This is a genomic window from Bacteroides sp. HF-4919 (assembly GCF_018860125.1).
The window spans coordinates 126,069-144,349 of the sequence record NZ_JAHKNF010000001.1 but is presented as its reverse complement, the minus strand read 5'-3'; the positions used below and the strand labels follow the sequence as shown (position 1 = coordinate 144,349).

Annotated in this window: 14 protein-coding genes; 1 reads left to right on the top strand and 13 read right to left on the bottom strand. The window is 47.8% G+C overall.

From position 1 onward, the window contains the following. The first annotated feature begins 11 nt into the window (after nucleotides 1-11). On the top strand, nucleotides 12-1,895 hold the full coding sequence (locus KO473_RS00580; protein WP_005819983.1) for a choice-of-anchor J domain-containing protein: 1,884 nt from the start codon (nucleotides 12-14) through the stop codon (nucleotides 1,893-1,895). A 111-nt stretch (nucleotides 1,896-2,006) separates the two neighbouring features. On the opposite strand, the gene KO473_RS00575 is transcribed toward KO473_RS00580, so the two are convergent. From KO473_RS00575 to KO473_RS00515, 13 genes are all read right to left on the bottom strand, one after another. Continuing rightward, nucleotides 2,007-3,092 (bottom strand): endonuclease/exonuclease/phosphatase family protein, encoded by a 1,086-nt coding sequence (locus KO473_RS00575; RefSeq protein ID WP_005805302.1) that lies wholly within the window; start codon nucleotides 3,090-3,092, stop codon nucleotides 2,007-2,009. Nucleotides 3,093-3,241: 149 nt separating this feature from the next. Then, on the bottom strand, nucleotides 3,242-5,929 hold the full coding sequence (locus KO473_RS00570; RefSeq protein ID WP_005819986.1) for an ATP-binding protein: 2,688 nt from the start codon (nucleotides 5,927-5,929) through the stop codon (nucleotides 3,242-3,244). Between the two features lie 12 nt (nucleotides 5,930-5,941). Then, complete coding sequence (locus tag KO473_RS00565; RefSeq protein WP_122130941.1) at nucleotides 5,942-7,147, bottom strand: glycosyltransferase family 2 protein; 1,206 nt, start codon at nucleotides 7,145-7,147, stop codon at nucleotides 5,942-5,944. Nucleotides 7,148-7,166: 19 nt separating this feature from the next. Then, a complete protein-coding gene (locus KO473_RS00560; protein ID WP_122130946.1) occupies nucleotides 7,167-8,021 on the bottom strand; it encodes a glycosyltransferase family 2 protein in 855 nt (284 codons plus the stop codon). A 3-nt stretch (nucleotides 8,022-8,024) separates the two neighbouring features. Beyond that, nucleotides 8,025-9,158 (bottom strand): glycosyltransferase family 4 protein, encoded by a 1,134-nt coding sequence (locus KO473_RS00555; RefSeq protein ID WP_005819991.1) that lies wholly within the window; start codon nucleotides 9,156-9,158, stop codon nucleotides 8,025-8,027. A gap of 4 nt (nucleotides 9,159-9,162) precedes the next feature. Then, the gene (locus KO473_RS00550; protein ID WP_005819993.1) at nucleotides 9,163-10,074 is read right to left on the bottom strand and encodes an SP_1767 family glycosyltransferase; all 912 of its coding nucleotides are present in this window, start codon (nucleotides 10,072-10,074) and stop codon (nucleotides 9,163-9,165) included. Beyond that, nucleotides 10,071-11,231 (bottom strand): glycosyltransferase family 4 protein, encoded by a 1,161-nt coding sequence (locus KO473_RS00545; RefSeq protein WP_005805313.1) that lies wholly within the window; start codon nucleotides 11,229-11,231, stop codon nucleotides 10,071-10,073. Before KO473_RS00545 ends, KO473_RS00550 begins: the two co-directional genes overlap by 4 nt. After that, nucleotides 11,228-12,343 carry a glycosyltransferase gene (locus KO473_RS00540; protein ID WP_005805316.1) on the bottom strand — a complete coding sequence of 372 codons (1,116 nt, stop codon included), beginning with the start codon at nucleotides 12,341-12,343 and terminating at the stop codon, nucleotides 11,228-11,230. The genes KO473_RS00545 and KO473_RS00540 overlap by 4 nt, the downstream gene beginning before the upstream one ends. A 27-nt stretch (nucleotides 12,344-12,370) precedes the next feature. Continuing rightward, nucleotides 12,371-13,831 (bottom strand): lipopolysaccharide biosynthesis protein, encoded by a 1,461-nt coding sequence (locus KO473_RS00535; protein WP_005776896.1) that lies wholly within the window; start codon nucleotides 13,829-13,831, stop codon nucleotides 12,371-12,373. Between the two features lie 31 nt (nucleotides 13,832-13,862). Continuing rightward, the gene (locus tag KO473_RS00530) at nucleotides 13,863-14,936 is read right to left on the bottom strand and encodes a glycosyltransferase family 1 protein (protein ID WP_005776897.1); all 1,074 of its coding nucleotides are present in this window, start codon (nucleotides 14,934-14,936) and stop codon (nucleotides 13,863-13,865) included. 64 nt (nucleotides 14,937-15,000) lie between these two features. After that, nucleotides 15,001-15,180 (bottom strand): hypothetical protein, encoded by a 180-nt coding sequence (locus KO473_RS00525; protein WP_032530920.1) that lies wholly within the window; start codon nucleotides 15,178-15,180, stop codon nucleotides 15,001-15,003. An 844-nt stretch (nucleotides 15,181-16,024) separates the two neighbouring features. Continuing rightward, nucleotides 16,025-17,236 carry a glycosyltransferase family 2 protein gene (locus tag KO473_RS00520; protein ID WP_005819998.1) on the bottom strand — a complete coding sequence of 404 codons (1,212 nt, stop codon included), beginning with the start codon at nucleotides 17,234-17,236 and terminating at the stop codon, nucleotides 16,025-16,027. A gap of 43 nt (nucleotides 17,237-17,279) precedes the next feature. Then, nucleotides 17,280-18,170 (bottom strand): glycosyltransferase family 2 protein, encoded by an 891-nt coding sequence (locus KO473_RS00515; protein ID WP_005819999.1) that lies wholly within the window; start codon nucleotides 18,168-18,170, stop codon nucleotides 17,280-17,282. Between the last annotated feature and the right edge of the window lie 111 nt (nucleotides 18,171-18,281).

Sequence of the window (18,281 nt, the reverse complement as noted above, 5' to 3'; positions counted from 1 at the left end):
AAGTTTAAATTATGAATAGAAATCTATTAATGCCTGTAGCGGTATCGTTGATTCTGCTGTCCGGCTGTAAATATAACGATGACAACTTCGAAGGATTGGACGATATGACCCAACCGACGAATTTGATGAAGATAGAATATACGCTGACTGATGCTGATTATGCAACTATCAGTACGAACTCTACTAATAAAGATATCGCCAAAGCAGGTGGTGTATCTAAAGATCTTGAGAACATCAAGACCAATCTTTATCTGACAGAGAAGATTACAGGAGCTACCTATATCCCTGCTTTCTTGCTTGATAAGTATTACACCGCCGATAAGGGTTCGAGTGCAAAGATTACTTATAAGTACAAAGAAGCGATGTCTTCTTTGCTGTCGGAGTATGCTTCGGTGAAATATCTGAAACCGACGGATGCCGAATACAAATTGGTTTATGGTGAGGATGCGTTTGCGCCTTATCTGAATGAAAAGACAGAAGGTCAGATATCTAAGATCCTGAACGAGAAGTTCAAGGATGCTGAAAAAGGAACTGCTGTTTTCGTTGACTATAAGTTGGGCGAGGGACAGTTGGAGAATCCGTTGATGTGGCAGAATTTTGAGGCTGTTGCGACGGGTGAACTGAAATCCTTGGATGGATGGTTTATCAGCTCTACCGGTGGCACTCAGTGGAAAGTCACTTCTTATGATGATAACCAGTATGTTCAGTATTCGGCAAACGGTACGAAAGGGGCATGCGTCGGCTGGATGGTTACTCCTGCTATTTCTGTTGCTGCCGGTGATTATCTTGGTTTTGATGTGACCGTGGGATACTATAATGCCAGCTGCTTGTCAGTTCTTATTTCAGAGAATTTCGATGGTAAGAATGTCGATGCCGCCAGTTGGACCGACGTGACTTCGGACTTCAACATCCCTACTAAGCCGACAAGTGGTTACGGTACATTCGCTTCTGCCGGTAAAGTGTCTTTATCAGCTTATGCAGGCAAGAAGGTGTATGTAGCCTTTAAGTATGTAGGTGATGGTGCCAATAAAAAGACTACTACTTATCAGATTGATAACATCATGGTAGGTACTTCTATCCCGGCTAACAGTCTTTCTACTCCTGCTTACGCAGTGAAAGTGTACGATGGTAAGAGCTGGAAAGATAAGAACAATAGCGTATATGTTCCCACATTTGCCGATTATGGAGATATGGGACAGAGCAAACGTTACTTTACTTCAGAAGTTCCGGCTGTTAACTATTTGCCTGCTTATTTGTCTAAGATGGTAGCATATCCTGTTGATGGCGATGCACGTGTAGTGGTCTACAGATATTATAATGGTACTGCTTTGAAAATCTACAGTGATGAATATACTTATTCTGCCGAAAAAGCGAGATGGGAGTTGAATACACGTATTGTTGATAAGACAGAGCAGTTTGTACTGTCTGACGGTAAGTGGAACTTTGACCCGAGTACAGTAATCACGTTGAAGGCTGAGAAGGGTAATGCGGAGTCTGCTGCGTTCTATCAGGCCATCACCGATTGGGTGAAAGAGAACCATCCTGAGTATGTGACTTCATACGGTAACAACGATTATTATTATGGTGGTTCGGCTTACAATAACAATTTCGACTTCCGTCCCTCCGCATGGAAGGCACAAAGTGCTTCCGCTTATGGCTCGATGTCGGATGCCGATCTGACTAAGTTGATGTTCGAACGTCTGCCTGAGGCATTTATTCCGGGATTGAAAGCAATCTACGGCAGTGCTGATGTGGTAGAGGGCGTAGATGTGTTCTATACAATTAACTTCGCCATCTACGATGGCTCTTCTACCACACAATATACCATTAAATATAAAGTGATAGGTAAAGGACAGTTTGAATATGTTGCAGACTCTTTGAAGAAAGTAGAATAAGAAAACTAATTCATTTATAATAAGAAAGGCCGCTCTGAGTAATCAGGACGGCCTTCTTTTATATTATAACGGGAGCTATGGGAGTGAAAAGGTGTTTTGATACATTCCCGCTTACATCTTCACCTCCATCACTACCGGATTATGATCACTGCACAAATCGAGGTCAGGCGAATAGTAGTCTACCCCTTTAAATTCTTTGGAATGGAAAATATAGTCGATTCTCAGCAGGCGTTTAAAGTACCGGAACGTATACATGTACCCATGTCCGCAAGTCTGGAATCCGTCTTGAAGATTGTCACCTTTCACGGTACTGTATGTGTAGGACGATGGGAGAGAGTTAAAGTCACCGCAAACCAGTATAGGGTAGGGGGTGGTGCGGATTAATTGTTCCAAAGTCTTTGCCTGTGCCGCACGTTTCCTGAAGTTCTCGTTGAGTCCCTCCAACAATTGCCTGGCCGCTGCTTCCTCTCTGCCTGTCAGTTCGTTTTTAGCCAGTTCCCTTTCCAGTCTGCGCTTATTTTGGCTGACCTCCGTTGTTTGCAGGTGGTTATTGAAAACACGAACCGTTTGTCCGTCTACGTCCAGGTCGCACCACATACTGCAATTCCTTGAGTCCGGATAAGTGATCAGTTTGCTGTCCTTCACCGGATATTTGCTGAATAAAGCTATCTGCAGGATGGAGATGCTGTCCGGAGCTTGCGGGATAATGACGTATTGCCAGTTTGCAAAAGTGTTTCGTATGCTGTCTGCGGTGAAATATCGGTTAGCGGCAAACTCTTGAAGACAGACGATGTCCACTTGATGCTCTTCCATGTATTTCGCGATTTCTTTGCACGAGTACCCCGATTGCTCGTTACCGAAACTGTCTACGTTATACGTTGCTATTTTCAAAGTTTTTCCACCTCCTTTTTCCGCCGGAAAGGGTGGTTGGAATATCCGTCCCAGATATTGCCAGTTGGCAGCTATGGCTATCAGCGGAATGACTATCCAGAACCGGCGGCGTATGCCCCAATAGATGGCCGCAGCGAGGTTGATTAACAAGAGCCCCGACAGCAAGAGCCCGATGAAAGGTATTAAAGTAGAACTTTCCGGGGGAACATGCCCGGCAAATGCTCCGGTGATGGTGACACCTGCCAAAGCAAAAGTCAGTGCGACAGAGGTATAATAAAATAATTTGGATACGGCTTTCTTTCCCATTGTTTTAAATTCTGCATTTTAGTCCACCATAAGTTCACCACAGAGGACACAGAGGACACGGAGTTTTTATTTTCCAGGTTTATAGAAAGATCTTAAATTCTTCCTCTGTGAACTCCGTGTCCTCTGTGGTGAACTTGTGGTGAGGTTCTTTATCTCAACCATTTCTTTATCATCTCCTTCAGCTTTTCCTGAGCAATCGGTTTCGAGATGAAATCGTTGCATCCTGCCTCTTCGGCAGCTTTCCGGTCATATTCATAAGCATAAGCACTCTGTGCGATGATAGGTACATCTGCGGACAATTGCCGGATGATTCTGGTAGCCTCCAACCCATCCAGATTGGGCATTTTTATATCCATTAATATCAGGTCCGGTTCCGCTTCATCGTACATGGTTACAGCTTCCATACCATCTCTGGCACGTACCAGGTGGTATTTCCTGCCCAGAATCGCATTTAGCAAGTCATAATTGCTGTCGGTATCTTCTGCTATCAGGATGGTAGCCTTATCGGTTTCCGCCTCCGTTACTTCCATGGATTTACGTTCCTCCTTACTTCCTGCCGGCTCTTTTGTCCGGTCGTCGGCTTTCGGATATTGCAGGTTGTCGGTTTCTCCGTCCCGATGTTCTTCCTTATCGGCCTTCACATCTTGCATTGCGCTTTCCAGAGGCAGCCAGAAGGTGAATGTGGTTCCTGTGCCCACTTCCGAGGAGACCGCAATCTCTCCGCCCAGCCGTTCGATGATCGTTTTACAGATCGACAATCCTAACCCCGTGCCCTGGGCAAAATTATTCAGTTTAGCAAACCGTTGAAACACCCTTCCCAGCTTTTCGGGCTCGATGCCCAGTCCGGTATCTTTGACGTAGAATACAACTCGCTCACCTTCCTGTTTGTAACCGTAGCTTACGCTGCCTTCTGTGGTAAATTTGAACGCGTTGCCTATCAGGTTGGAGAATACCTGGAAAATCCGGTTCTTGTCCGAGTGGATGCTCAGCGCTTCGTCCGGCGAGTCGAACTTCAGTTCCACTCCCTGCGGACAGCGGAATACGTGTGCATCATGAATCTCTTTGCAAAGCGTATGCAGCCTCACCGGCCCGTAAGCGAACTCTACGATGCCCGACTCTATTTTGGAAAGATCTAATATTTCGTTGATCAGTTGCAACAGACGTTCGTTGTTGGCGTCTACAATCTCGTAATATTCCCTCCTTTCCTCCGCATTGTCACTCTCCGAGATGATGCGCGAGAATCCTACGATGGCATTGAGAGGGGTGCGTATCTCGTGGCTCATGTTGGCAAGGAAAGCCGACTTCAGTTTGTCCGATGTTTCCGCTTTCTCTTTCGATTCTATCAGTTCACGGCGCATCAGTTCCAGCTGGGTGATGTCCCATTCGATGCTGACAATGATGGGCGAGAAGTCCTCGCTTTCCACCATGATTTTTTGCTTGTCGAGAATCAGCAGATTTCCGTTTTTATCCTTGCCCTCCATAATCCAGTGCATCCCTTTTCCGGTAGCGGCAATCTCCATATCCTCTTTTCGCTTCTGCTGCGCCATTTCCGGCGGGTAGTAGTCGAAGTCGTTCATTCCGATGGCATTTTCTGAACTGATATCCCGATTGTACGACTCCCGGTTGCGGTAGATGTACCTGAAATCGTTCTCGATATCTTTCACCACGATACCTGCCGGGATGTTCTCCATCGTGGTGTCCATGATGCGATTGAAGCGTTTGATCTGCGATTCGTACCGGATGCGTTCCGATATGTCGTGGGTGAACGACCAGAAGGTTTCTTCTCCGTCGTCCGTTGTCACACTGTACATGCTGCCTTCAAAGGCCAATGTGTTTTTATCGTGCTTCAGGGGTTGGTAGGCCAGAAAGTTGAGGGTCTGGCCTTCCTGTATGTTGCGGTAACGTTCTTCCCAGTCCTCCATGCTGGTCATGTCGCCCACAACATCGAACACCCGTATTTGCGACAAGTCCGCCTGTTCCGCGATCCGGTGGTTCAGCCTGAACTGCCTGTTGGCAAATATCAGCGTGCCGTCTCTGCGTGCCGCGTATACACTTTCTTTGGCATTGTTGATGGCATGCGTCAGCGTGTTGATGTCGTTGCGCTTCCGCTGTATGTCGGTGATGTTCTGTATATACCCTTCCAGAATGATGTTACCGTCTTCTTCTTCACCCCTCAGGTAGCATTGCTGGCGCATATAGTATACCTGTCCTTCCAGCAGAATGCGGTATTCGATGTACTCCTTTACCAGTTTACGGCGGTTTGCCTCCATCCATGTGTTCACGGCAGGCAGATCTTCGCTCAGAATGGTCTCGTAATAATCCTGAAAGTTGATGCTCCGCTCTTCTTCCGTACATACTATTCCGTTGTATCCCCGATAATAGAATGTCTTTTCGCGCGATGAATATTTCCATTGCCCTATCTGTGCCGCTTTTTGTATCTCTTTCAGTTCGTAATTCGTACGTTCCAGTTGCAGCTTTACGTTGCTTCGTGCCGTGATGTCACGATATTGGCACAGCACCTTGTCGCCGTCATACGGCTGCATGATGCATTTGAAGTAGTACGTTTCGCCTCCTTCCAGCGGCAGCCTGTAGTTGCGGTTCACCGTTATCCCCTGTTGGGTCACCCGGCGGAAGTCCGGCAGCAGTTTCTGGAAGGTATGGTCGGGAAGCAGATTGAACAGATTTTTTCCCAAGAGCCTGTCTTCTTGCAGAAACCACAAATCGCTGTGCGGGTCGATGTCCAGACACGTGCCGTTTTTGTCCACCAAGATCAGTGTGTCAGCTGTCAGTTGCAGTATCTTATGGGCATTGTTTACGTCATGCAGTATTCTATCCATGCTTCGTTTGGTTTATTGGTTTAAGGATTCTGTTTTCGTTCTTTGGGCTTTTTCCCATGCTCCTGTTCCTTTCATTTTACGAAGGTAGTTAACACCTTTCATCACGTTAATGTTCATAAACAGGAAATAATATGGGATGAATAACAGCTTGTTTTTTATTTGCCGGGCAGACAGGTAATAGCCTCCCATTGCCAAGATGTAGAACAATACCTGAAGTGCCAGAATGGTGCCGTACCAGATAGGAGAGCCCCCCATCAGCAGTATGGCAACGTTGAGCGGGAGCAAGGCGAACAGCAGCACCGGGGCCACCGACCACCGCAGCACCCTGTGTGATATATACTGGAAACTCAGCACTCCGTAACGGAAGGGATTGAGCAGTTCCCTCAGCCTCCAGACAGATTGCAGTCCGCCGGCGGCAATGCGCACCTTTCTTTTCTGCTCTTCGCTCATGTCTGCCGATCCGCTTTCGATGGCATATGCCCGGGTGCAATAGGCTATCTTGTATCCCTGCATGGCGATGCGTAGCGACAGGATGAAGTCATCCAGCAGTGTGTCCGGTTCCATCACCGTGAACAGTTCCCGGCGTACGGCAAACAGCTCGCCTGCGGCTCCCACAGCCGAATAGAGACGTGCGTCCAGTGCTTTCAGTGTCGATTCATATTTCCAGTATATGCCCTCACCACCGGCTGCGGCTCCATCCTTTTCTTGCACGGCAATGCGTTTTTCTCCGGCCACGCATCCCACCCCCGGGTCCTCAAAAGCCAACACGATTTCGCGTATCGCTTCCCGGTTCAGCATTGTGTTGGCGTCGGTGAATACCACAAATGGCGTGTCCACCAGTGTCATCCCCCGTGTCATGGCAGCGGTTTTTCCTTGCCGCAGGGGTTGGAAGTGGACGGTGGCTTGCGGCCATGCCTTCAGTCGTTCGTTGGTAGAGTCGTTGCTTCCGTCGGTGGTCCACACAATGTGCAATTTGTCCTCGGGATAGTCCAGTTTCAGGCAGTTGCGCATTTTTTCGTCCACAACGTCTTCTTCGTTAAAGGCAGTGATAAAGAGTGTCACGTCCGGCAGCAGCTTGTCGGGCGGGAGTTGCCGCCTGGCGGGTTTCACAGTGAGCTCTTTGAGCTTGACCAGTGTGTAAAGCAGTATTCCGTACCCCAAGTGGGTATAGAATACGAGGAAGAGGGCAAGCCAGAAAAGGATTTGTACGGTGATCATAGTATTTTTTATTTTAATTTTATTTAGGTTGAATTAGGTTGTCGTCTTCATCTTTATATTCTTTTCGGGAGGTGAATATTCCTCCTATGTTTCTGAGAGCATTGATTGCCCGCACTTTGAAACTGCCGGCTAATGATCCGTCAGCACTTATAGTGCCATATCCTGTGACCGCACGTGTCTTCTTTTTACGTATAAAGTATATTTTTCCATACTCTTTGAGCCGTAAAGCCAATGATCCGTCTTCACCCCGCTTGATGTCTGTGCGTATCCCTGTTTGGCGGGCGTAATCCGTGCGGTATGCGAATACCAGTCCTCTTACACTTAATTCCGGGCGTTTGATTGATTGTATCCATAGATGAATATCCCTGAGAAACTCATATACTTTTAATCCGGTCCGGGAGTGTTCTTTGTCGGGTATATAACTCCATAGTGAACTTACCGCCACAACTCCGGGACGCTCTAATGCGTTAACCATTGTCTCGACATAGTGCGGAGGGTACAATGTATCGGAATCGATATTAATGTGATATTTTCCCCGCGCACGATTTAATCCGCAAAGCCGGGCGTGTCCGCAGCTGTGTTGATATTCTATCGCATATGGTACCCCTGTCGCTTCATAGATTTCTGCCGTCCGGTCCTTAGAATCATTGTCTGTCCCGATAATCTCCACCGGATATTTGCACTTCATCTCACTTAAGGACCACAGGCTTGCCAATAGACGTTTCTCTTCGTTATATCCTATGACGGAGACTGTAACAACCGGAGAATCCGACTGTAGCTTTCTCAAATTTTCACGAACTTCGTCAATGACATTTTGCGGTGCTTCAGCAAAAGGTTTTTCGTATACTTGCAAATATTTTGTATACCACTTCATCATTTACTCTTTTGTTACTTTTAATGTTTCAAATAATGTTTTCCACTCCTGCGCGATAGTTTCCATTCGGAAGCGTTCTGAACGTATGCGGGCATTTCGTCCCATTTCTTTTCGTTTGTCTTCATGCTCTATCAGGTCGTTTATTTGCGTGGCTAAATCGTTTATGTCTTCCGGTTGTGCCAAGAGTCCGTTCAGTCCGTGCTCTATGATGTCACGGGGCCCGCAGGGGCATGCGAATGCCACGGGTGGGACTCCGCACGACATCGCTTCAGTTATGACCATTCCGAACCCTTCATACCGGGAAGAGTGTACGAAAATCGAACTTTCGCAATATTTGTCAGCTATGTTGGGGGTGGTAGGCTCCAGGAAGCAAGTCTGACCGATATCTGCTTGATCAATCTGTTGCTGCAACTCGGTACGTAAACCGCCGTCTCCATAAATACGTAGTTTCCAGTCCGGATGTCGTTTAGAGACGATAGACCAACTTTCTATCAATAAGTCGAATCCTTTTTCGTCAGAGTATCTTCCGGCGGCCATGACCTGCTTTTGGCTACAATCCGATAGCTGGTTGCCAAAGGTGGCTATGGGATTGGGAATAACGTAAAGATTCGAAAGTTCTGGCCAGAAATTAGCTTCCTCATGTGTGAGTATTACTAGTTTAGAGAGTGATTGAAGATGCTTCAGAAACGTTTTGACCCAATACATATTGAGTAGTCCTATTATACCTTTTTCTTTGTGGAAGTGGCGAGTGTAATGTAACTCTCCGATTTTTATGCTTCCATCATGTATGGAAGAGATGAAATTCAGTTCCCTTCTCAGTGTTGAAATCGTGATGTCGGGGCGCAACTCTTTTAGGGTTTTGGAGAAACGTTTTTTGAATAACCAATAGCGGTATGGGTATTTCAAAAATTTACTGATAGGCGATTGATTAAAGGGCCAATCAAAAGGTACATTTAAGTCCAGGTGCTTTACTTTTGGCGATAAATCATAATGAATAGGACGTCCTATCTGTTCAGAAGTAAGGATATAAATTTCACTTCCTTCCCAATGTTCAGCCAGATAGTTGGCTTTGAAAGTAATGATACGCTCCAGCCCTCCTGTTCCATAGAGTGCCGGGATATAATAGACTATTTTCATTTTCTCAATCTATTTTGATGATTACTTGTTTGTTATACTCTTCTCCCGCATCGGCTACTTGGTTTCCGTTCGCTACTTCGTTCACATATTTGCGTTCGAGTTTTATTTTGCGTCGCGCGCCCATACGCCACCATTCATATTCCACATCCACGTGCCCGATGTCGATAGCTTGGTATCCCGCTTTGAACAAATCGTAGGCCAATACTGTAGCTGTGGGGCCCAATGCGATCAGGAAGAGCACGTTTTTGTTTTGTTTGCATGCTTCTGCCCGGATGCGATTTATAGAGTTGAAAGCGTTACAGGGCGGGCATAAAATCCGGTGGATGCTCTGTGCATTGTCAAAGAGGTCGTTGCCCACCCCTAAACGGCTTTTTTCGCCTTCGATAAATATGATGTCTCTGCCTTCCCAAATGCCTTTCATGTCATGGAACCATTTCCCGCATTCTCTTTTCGATTTAAAATCCATATAAGGACGTGTGACAAATGTATTATAATAGGTTCGTCCGGGAAGTAATAGCCGGTCCCACCACGGGCCGTAGATAAAGAAGTGAGTGCGCCAGAATCTTCGCGCTTTCCGGTTGTAACGTTCCAAATGCTGAAAAACATCGGATATGCATACTAAATGTTTATCATTATCGCTGGTCAACACCTCTTTGAGCCGCTGGGCCAGTTGGGGATTACCTTCTTGGAAACCAATTCTTTTGTGGGCGTTGGTCAATAACATTTCTCCGTCACCAAAGCGGCTGACGGAGCATCGGTCTTGTATTATTTTCCGGATCGTTTCATCTATTGATGCCACTTGAGGGATAATCTTTTGCCGTCTGCGGAGAACTATATACCAAAAGTTATACCACTCCACCGTACTGCCATATTTCAATTTATGGTATATCCGGGTTATAAGCTGCGTTATGTTCATGATAGTAGTTTTTTAAAGAGTTCGTCCCATTGTTGCATGATTGTATCCAGATGAAATTTTCGTATGCTTTGCTGTGCCTGTTTTCCCATCTGCTGTCGTTGAGCTTCATGCTCTATCAAGTAGATGATTTTTTCGGCCAGGGATTCGATGTTGCCGTTTTCGGCCAGCAATCCGTCTTTTCCGTCTGTAATGATGTCGCGTGGACCGCATGGGCAGGCAAATGCTACCGGAGGGATTCCACATGCCATAGCTTCTGTTATGACCATGCCAAACCCTTCATAACGTGATGAAAGTATAAAAATAGAACTTCGGCGCATTTCTGTTGCTATGTCATTGGTAATGCCGTTCAGATGGCATGTTTTTTCTATATCCAGTTTCCGGGCTTGTTCTTGATAAGCAGCTCGGTCGCCTGCGCCAAATATCTCCAGTTCCCAGTCCGGATGTTTACGGCTGACGATCTGCCATGCAGGCAGCAGTAAGTCGAATCCTTTTTGGTAGGTGTATCGCCCGACGGCAATAGCCCGGTGTGCCGTCCCTTCGGCTGTATGCTCTACTTTAAAAGAGATCGGGTTGTATATGCGAATGACATTGTCCAGTTCCGGCCACATCTCTTTATCTTCATCTGTCAACACGACAAAACGGTCCAGCTTACGCAGTTTATTAATCAGTTGCCCGATCCATAATTCTGATAATTTCCGGCGGACGAAGTGTGGAAGGAACTTTTGGTGTTCCAGGCTGCGGTAATTATGCCGGCTGAAGTGGAATTCGCCGATTTTCAGGCTACCGTCTTTGATGGAAGTTAAGAAATTAATCTCTCGCCGCAAAACGGAAATTGTAATATCCGGACGGATTTGCATCAATGCCTCAGTCAACCGTTTCTTATAGATTCTTTGCAGTTGGCTGTATTTCCACAATCGCTGCCACAGATACTTGGCGGTTGTGTATATGTGATTGAAATTGAGGTCCAGATGGATGATGTGGACTTTCTCTGATAAAGGATAATAAGGAGGCAGTTCTTTATTTTCAGTCTGGATGACGTATATGTCATATCCCAAAACGTCGGCCAGATAGTTCATTTTTAATGTAAGTACCCTCTCCATGCCACTTGCGACAGTGAGTTCGGGGATACAGTAGGCTATTTTTATGGGTTGTTTCATAGTTCCTCGATTACATGTTTCATTTGCACTTCCCACGAAAGTTTATTCCGGATGGAGGCTCGTATGTCAGCCGGTCGGATCTCTTTTGCCGAATGGTAGAACCGGACCACTTGTCCGATGTCTACCGGAGATTCGTCTGCCGGTATCTTCAGGATGTAGGGCATCGATTCGAAGTCCGCATCTGTTTCTGAATAGATGAAAGGGATACCTCTGGCAGCGTACTCGCGATTTTTCAGTGACCGCAGGTCTGTGATTCCGCTTCGATGGCGCCCCAGGCTGCCTATTCCTATTTGACATTGGTCGAATACCCGGTTCAGAGGTTCTCCGAACAAGGGGCCATGGAAGATAACGTTTTGTTCTATTGCCCCTTCCTCCACCAGGGCGTGGTATTCGTCGACGACTGCCGGTACGCCCTGACCTACGATGTGTAGCTTGACATCTTCCCGATGCTCGTGCCGGAGGTAGTGTGTCAATCCCCGGATGACACGGTCGAATCCGTGCCACGGGTGTATGGTGGCTACGGCTATCAAGTGCAGTTCGCGGGTAGTGGCAGTGCTCTGTTTGAGGGGAATGAAGTCAAAATCGATTCCATTGGATATTTGTATCGTAGGGCGGCCGAAGATGGTTTTGTGGTCTGAGAAAGTGACAAACTTATCGATTTGCGTGGCCATTAATCCACGTAAGCACTTGTCTGCCATTAATACACGCCGATATGCCCATGGAAGACCTTTGTATTCCTGGTCATAGGGATAGGTGGGTATTTCCATGACAACTTTTACGCCGGCCCGCTTGAGGCGCCACAACATGCAGATCAAAAAAGGAGTTGTATTGTGGTCGCTTCTTACATAAACCAGTTGCATTCCGTTTGTCTTTACATAATGGACGATGCTGTTTAATTCGGTGCGTTTCAGAATCTTTCCCCGGATTCCGTTGCCATAATCCCGGAGGACATGGTTATTTATCATCCGCCGTTTGTGGTCGTGGGCGTCATCCAGCCAACAGGTATCTACTTCCAAGCCACACGCTTTGAGTGCCTTTATCTGGTAACGGATTTTCTTGCTGATCCCGTTTGCCTCTTCGAATCCGTGGAAGATAAGAAACAGTGCTTTCATTGTTTGTTTTGTTTTTAAGATGGGCTTTCACCCCCTGCTTTTACGTTTGTTCAGGATGCCTTTTGCCTTGCCGATGATGTCATATTCACCGGTCAACTGTATGTAGCACCCAAATATACAGAAAAATATAATGCTTTTTACAATCAGGGTCAGAAAAATGTTGCCTCCTTCTGTCAGCAGGCTGAGCGGATAGAGTACGGCTATCAGCAGCACACTGACCGCTAATGGTGATACAAGCTGAACCGCGAAATGTCGCAGGCTGCGGTGCAGTGTCACCCGGTACATCATCCAGTAGCATTGCACAAAGTTGACGGTAAACGTCAGTGTGATGCACGTAGCTACGGCTTGGAGTGTGCCTATCCGGAAAATGCCCAGCAGGATGCCCGCCACGTTGAGTACCGATGAAAACAGGCCGCACACAAACAGGCTTTTCGTATCGCCTGCCGCCTGAAAGATGGACCCGGAGGAGGAGAGGACGATCTGTATGCCTACCGACAGCGTGAGTATCCGGAATATAGGGATGGAGGGCATCCATTGGTCGCCGAACAGGATCAGGGTCACCTCGCCGGCCGTGAAGTACAGCAGCACGCTCAGCGGCAGTCCGATGAAGGCCAGAAAGCGGACAATGCGTTCGTAACCCGATGCCAGGCGTTCAAGGTCGTTCTGGTATTCGCTGAAGATGGGGTGCATCACCGGGGTGATCACCTGTGTGATGTTTTGTAACGGCAGCATCATCAGGCGGTACGATTTTTCATAATAACCCAGGGGAGACATTCCCATGTACTTGCCGATCAGTAGTTTGTCGAGGTTCCGGCTGAAGTAGTTGATGATGTTGAACAGGAACTGGTAGGCAGAATAGGAGAATATCCGGCGCAACACGTCCAGCCCCAACGTAAGCCTCAGGCGCTGCGGATAGCGTCGTATGGAGACCACGAAAATCAGGATGCCCGACAGGATGGGCCCGATGACCAGCGCATACAATCCGGCTCCGCACAGAGCCGCCACTACGGCTGCCGCACCGGTGGCGATCTGTATGACGAAGCTTCGCAGGGCGATGAATTTGAATTCTTTGTTGCGGTAGAACAGTGCGTTGGGAACGATGGTGGCAGAGGCGAAAAACAGGTTGACGGCCAGCAGCTGGCACAGCGTCCGCAGTATTTCCCGGTCGTAGTAGGCGGCAATGGGCCACGAGGCAGCGGCGAAAAGCAGTGCCAGGCCGATGCCTGTCCAGATGGTGAAAGAAAAGAGTCCGGACAGGTTCTCCCGGGTCAATCCTTTGTGCTGGATGATGGCGGGTGACAGGCCTACGTCGGTGAACAGGTTGAAAAAGGCAATGATCACCGTGGCTATGGCCATCACGCCGAAGTCGTCCGGCGAAATCAGGCGTGCCAATACGCCCGCGACGACGAGTGACACCCCTATGCCGCTGTATTTGGCAAGGGCGGTATAGAATACTCCGGAGAAGAGTTGATGTTTGATAGAGGTCATAAGATGAATATTTGTTAGGTCACGGACTTATTTATTGCAGCGAGCGGTAGGCTTCGGCGTACATCCTGCCTATGCGTTCTGTTCCAAAGTGTGCGATGGCATGTTCGTAGTTCTTTTCTCCTTGTCCTTTCCGCTCCAGAGAAGCGGCCTCTTCCAGCGCATGAACGATGCTCTTTGGGAGGGCGGTGTCAAATGTCGGGTTACCGGTCTTGCGCAGCAGTTCTCCCACGTTTCCCGTTTGCGGGCCTATAGCTACTTTGTGGAAAAGAAAAGCCAACGGTACGTTGCCTGAATTCAGAATCTGTTTGCGTTGTACGAATATTACATCCGCGGCAATAATGTATAATGGAAGGGCTTCGTTACTGATCAGTTCCTCGTTAGCTCCCGTCTTCATGTGCAATATTTTATTGAGCAATGGCATTCCTATGTGATATCCGATGTGGGAAAAGAGCTGTTTCAGCGGGTTGCTGTATCCGGGATGTTTTGAAAACGGGAACATGCGTGGGGCCAGCAGATACTTTTTCTTTTCCTTGAGGTGTACATATGCGCCCAGCACCATGCGTATTTCCTCCCAATTGCGGAACTTACCGAATGAAGTGATCACGTAGCGGTCCGCCGGGATACCCAGTTGTCGTCGGGCTTCTTGTTGTGAAATCGTTTCATTATACGTGTGTTCGTACAAATGGTGCGGAATCAGAATGTTCCGGCTCTTTGGGTAGCGGCTTTTGAACTCGTCGAAACTAAATTGTCCCATGTGTACGGTCAGGTCGCTGTTTGTCTCAATGATATCATAAGCCTGCCCGATGATAGGACTGTTACAATAGTGTGGGCGGATATTGTGGCGTGTATACACAAAATGGCTGCCTCCGGCACGAAAACGGTCAATGCGTTGTTTCAGCTTTTCTATAACTGATGGGTCGGTGCAGTTCCATCCTACTACCTCTTCGGGCCATTGAAAATGGATGATGTCGTAACGGGCGTCCGATTCCCAGAAAGCTTGCACGGATCTTTCGACATGGATTCCTTGCCGGCGGATGGCATCGCACAATATATGGACAAAAAGGTTGTCTGTATCTTTTTCGTTGAAAACGATTAATGCATTCATGATGTTTGTTTTGGCTCTGTTTCTGCAAAAGTAATAAAAAAAAAGACAATGAATCTTATGTCGTTCAGGAAAAAGGTGAGGCCTGCATGATGATTTCGTTCAGTATCTCCCGGCAACTGATTTTCACTTCCGAGTTTTCTTCTATGAAAGCAATGTAGTAAGCGATGATGTCTGCCAGTTTTTCAGTCGACATGTTTTTGCCGTGCTCCAGTTTGCATAGCAAGCTGCGGCTTATTTCCATCATCTCGGAGGCCTGTGTGGTAGATAAATTCGCTTTTTTCGTAAGCTCGCCAATAGTTCCGGGACAGTCTGGTGCGATTTATGATGCTGAGTTCTGGATTTGTTTCGGGAGCAGTGAGATCAGATGATAGTGAAAAATCGTCCTCCGATCGCAAATTCTGCTGATATATTTTAATATATCTTTTTTGTTTATTATTTATTTATGTGCAGGTTTTCATGTTGGCAGGTTTCGATGCTGCCTTTATAAACAGCTGATTGAGAGAATATTGCGGGTGTGAAAGCATGCTGGTCTCCGTGTTGGTGTTTTGGAGGCTCTGGATGGTGGAAATGGAAGGTTCAAAAGGGAGTAAAAGAGGCTCTGTTTAACCTGGGTAGAGGGTGTGTTTCATCGGGAAAGCGCTGTGCTCTTTTGCACCGAAATGCACCAATCTGCACCACTTTTTTGTATTCTCTGCTTCCAATGCTTAGCTTTGTCCGGTCGTTCCCCGAAAGGAAGACATATTCTCAACTTTTTAAAATGAAATCTTATGAACATATTGACCGAAACTGTTTTGATTAGAAGATGGATCTTGATTCTCAAATCGGTGATTGCGTTTATTGCACCAACGATGAGCGTTTTTGAACAAGGAACGGTGAACGAGGAACAGAAGGAACTGCAAAACTCAGTGATAATTTACTACAAAGGCTCACAGAGTTTCGCAGAGGATGATTTATCACAGAAGCTCATAGAGTTCCGGTCTCTCGTTTATGGGTATCCAAAAGAAAATAAATTCTCTGTATTCATCTGTGAAATTTGTGGCGAACTGAAACTCCGTGAAACTCAGTGTCACGGAGTGGTGATTTATCACTCACCCATGTTCGGTATGTATGAATTTCTTGTTAGCTCCTTTGAGCCGGAACAGGTTAGCGATGGTTCCCAGTGCCAGCGAGGGTACTTGCATCAGTGCCTTCAGCAGTCTGCCGTTGAGCAGACGGGCGGGGACGGGAATGAACATGGCTGCCACCTGTGCTGCCGACAATACCCACCATTTGGGTGCCGCCTGCCAGCTCACTAATGTGGCGAGCAGTGTCAGCCCGAAAACGGCCGTCAGTTGCACCAGGCGCGGGGGGAGCATCCATTGGACAATTTTATTGGTCAAATCCGGTTCCGGCCACCATCGCCACCATCCCGCATCCTCCTTGACGTCTCTTACGAAGCGCAACGCCCTGAGCAGAATGCTGAATTGTGCTGCCATCCAGCGCCGGCGCTGATTCTTGATGTTCTCTTTCTTTTGCGTCTTTTCGTCGTAGACGGGCAGGTGATCCAAGTAGACGGTATGCATTTCGTACTCAATCAGCAGAAGCTCCAGCTCCTTATCTTCGCCCGCCGTTCTGAGTTGATCCACAGCCTCGTAATACCAGGAATACTGGAAAGCCATACCCGAACCCGCCAAGCCGGCGGACAATCCGAGGACATTGTGCCCTTTCCTGAAAAATCCGTTGTTGATTTCCTCGCTCACCCCGTCCAGCAGGGCGATGTCCGTATTCAGGTTTTTGCCTATGCGGTGGGCTTGCATCGACTTTACTCCGGCAGAGTAGGCACGGTTTACTTCGGAAAGGAAACCGGGGACGGTTACGTTGTCGGCATCCATTACCACGGCGATGTCATACATGTAAGCCAGCCGGTAGTCGCTTAGCCCGCTTGCCTTTCCGTCCTCCTGGATGGCACGGATGGCCAGCAGGAGAGCTTTGGCCTTGGAACTGTCTTCGTAGGTGGCTGTCAGCAGACGGATGGGGAGCTGCCGAAGGGCTTCGTTGGTGGAGTCCTGCATGTGGTCGGAGATAACGTATACATCGTACATCTCTTTGGGGTAGTCCTGCTCAAGGAAAGAGCGTACGGAGTCGATGATGACTTTGTCTTCCTTGTAAGCAGGGAAGAATACGGCGATGCGGTGCAACTTGTCCGCTTCCGGATAGATGGGGGAACGATAGAATTTGGAAGCGATGGCATATACCAGCAGATAGCTGACGCAGAGCGCCAGCGGAATGAATAAAATCCAGTCGATCAAGGTTAGTATCATAAGTCTGGTATTGGGTTATTGTTTAAACATTTATGCAGACGATTCAGCACAGCGCCCAGAAATCCTTCACTCCGCGCCAAACGGCTCCTGCTAACTTGGGCTGTCCTTTCAGGGCGAAGCGCAGGCTGTCTTTGGGAGCTACTACCAGCATCTGGTAAACGATGGACAGGCAGCGCTCCATTCCCGACAGGTTGCGCCAGGCGTAAAGCATTCGGTTTCGCATCATGTAAAAAGCGCGAAGGGGGCTCTGCCTGCCGGTGCTTTGGCTCTCTTTATGGAAAACGGTGCAGCGCGGTTCGTACCAAAGCTGATAGCCGGCGCGCGTCATGCTGGTACACCAGTCCAACTCTTCATAATAGAGGAAATAAATCTCCGGCATCAGTCCGGCTTTCCAGATGACCTCCCGTTTCAGCATCAGCGCGGCTCCATGAAGGTAGGCGCTGGGGCGGGGCGTGCTGAAAGTTGCATCGTCCGGACATCCCATACCCAAAGCCTTGTTGCGCATCGTATAGGGGCTCAACTTGGTGTAGCCGGCAAACTGGATGTTTTGCGGTGGGAAGGCGAAGCGGATCTTGGGCGAAACTGCTCCGATGCGGGGACTGCTCTCCAACCGTTCTATCAGGGCGGGCAGCCCGTCTTCGGTCAGGTAAGTGTCATTGTTGATCAGGAACAGGTATTGTCCTTGGGCTATCTGTATCCCGAGGTTGTTGCCTCCCGCGAATCCGAGGTTCTTTTCGCTGCGGAGGGTACGCACAAAGGGGTATCGTTCCTGTATCATCCGGGCTTCATCTTGCCGGGACGCGTTGTCCACCACAATGATTTCGTAACTGACGGAGTGTATGGTAGTGCGTAGCGACTCTATCAGCTCACAAGTGTCATTCAAGCCGTTGTAGCAGATGGTGATAAAAGAGATGATAGGAGATGTTTGTTTCATTTATGTAACGGTTTTGAGTATTATTCACCACAGAGGACACAGAGAACACAGAGAATATCTTTCTCTTAAACATCTTAATAAACAAGAGATTAAAACTCTGTGTCCTCCGTG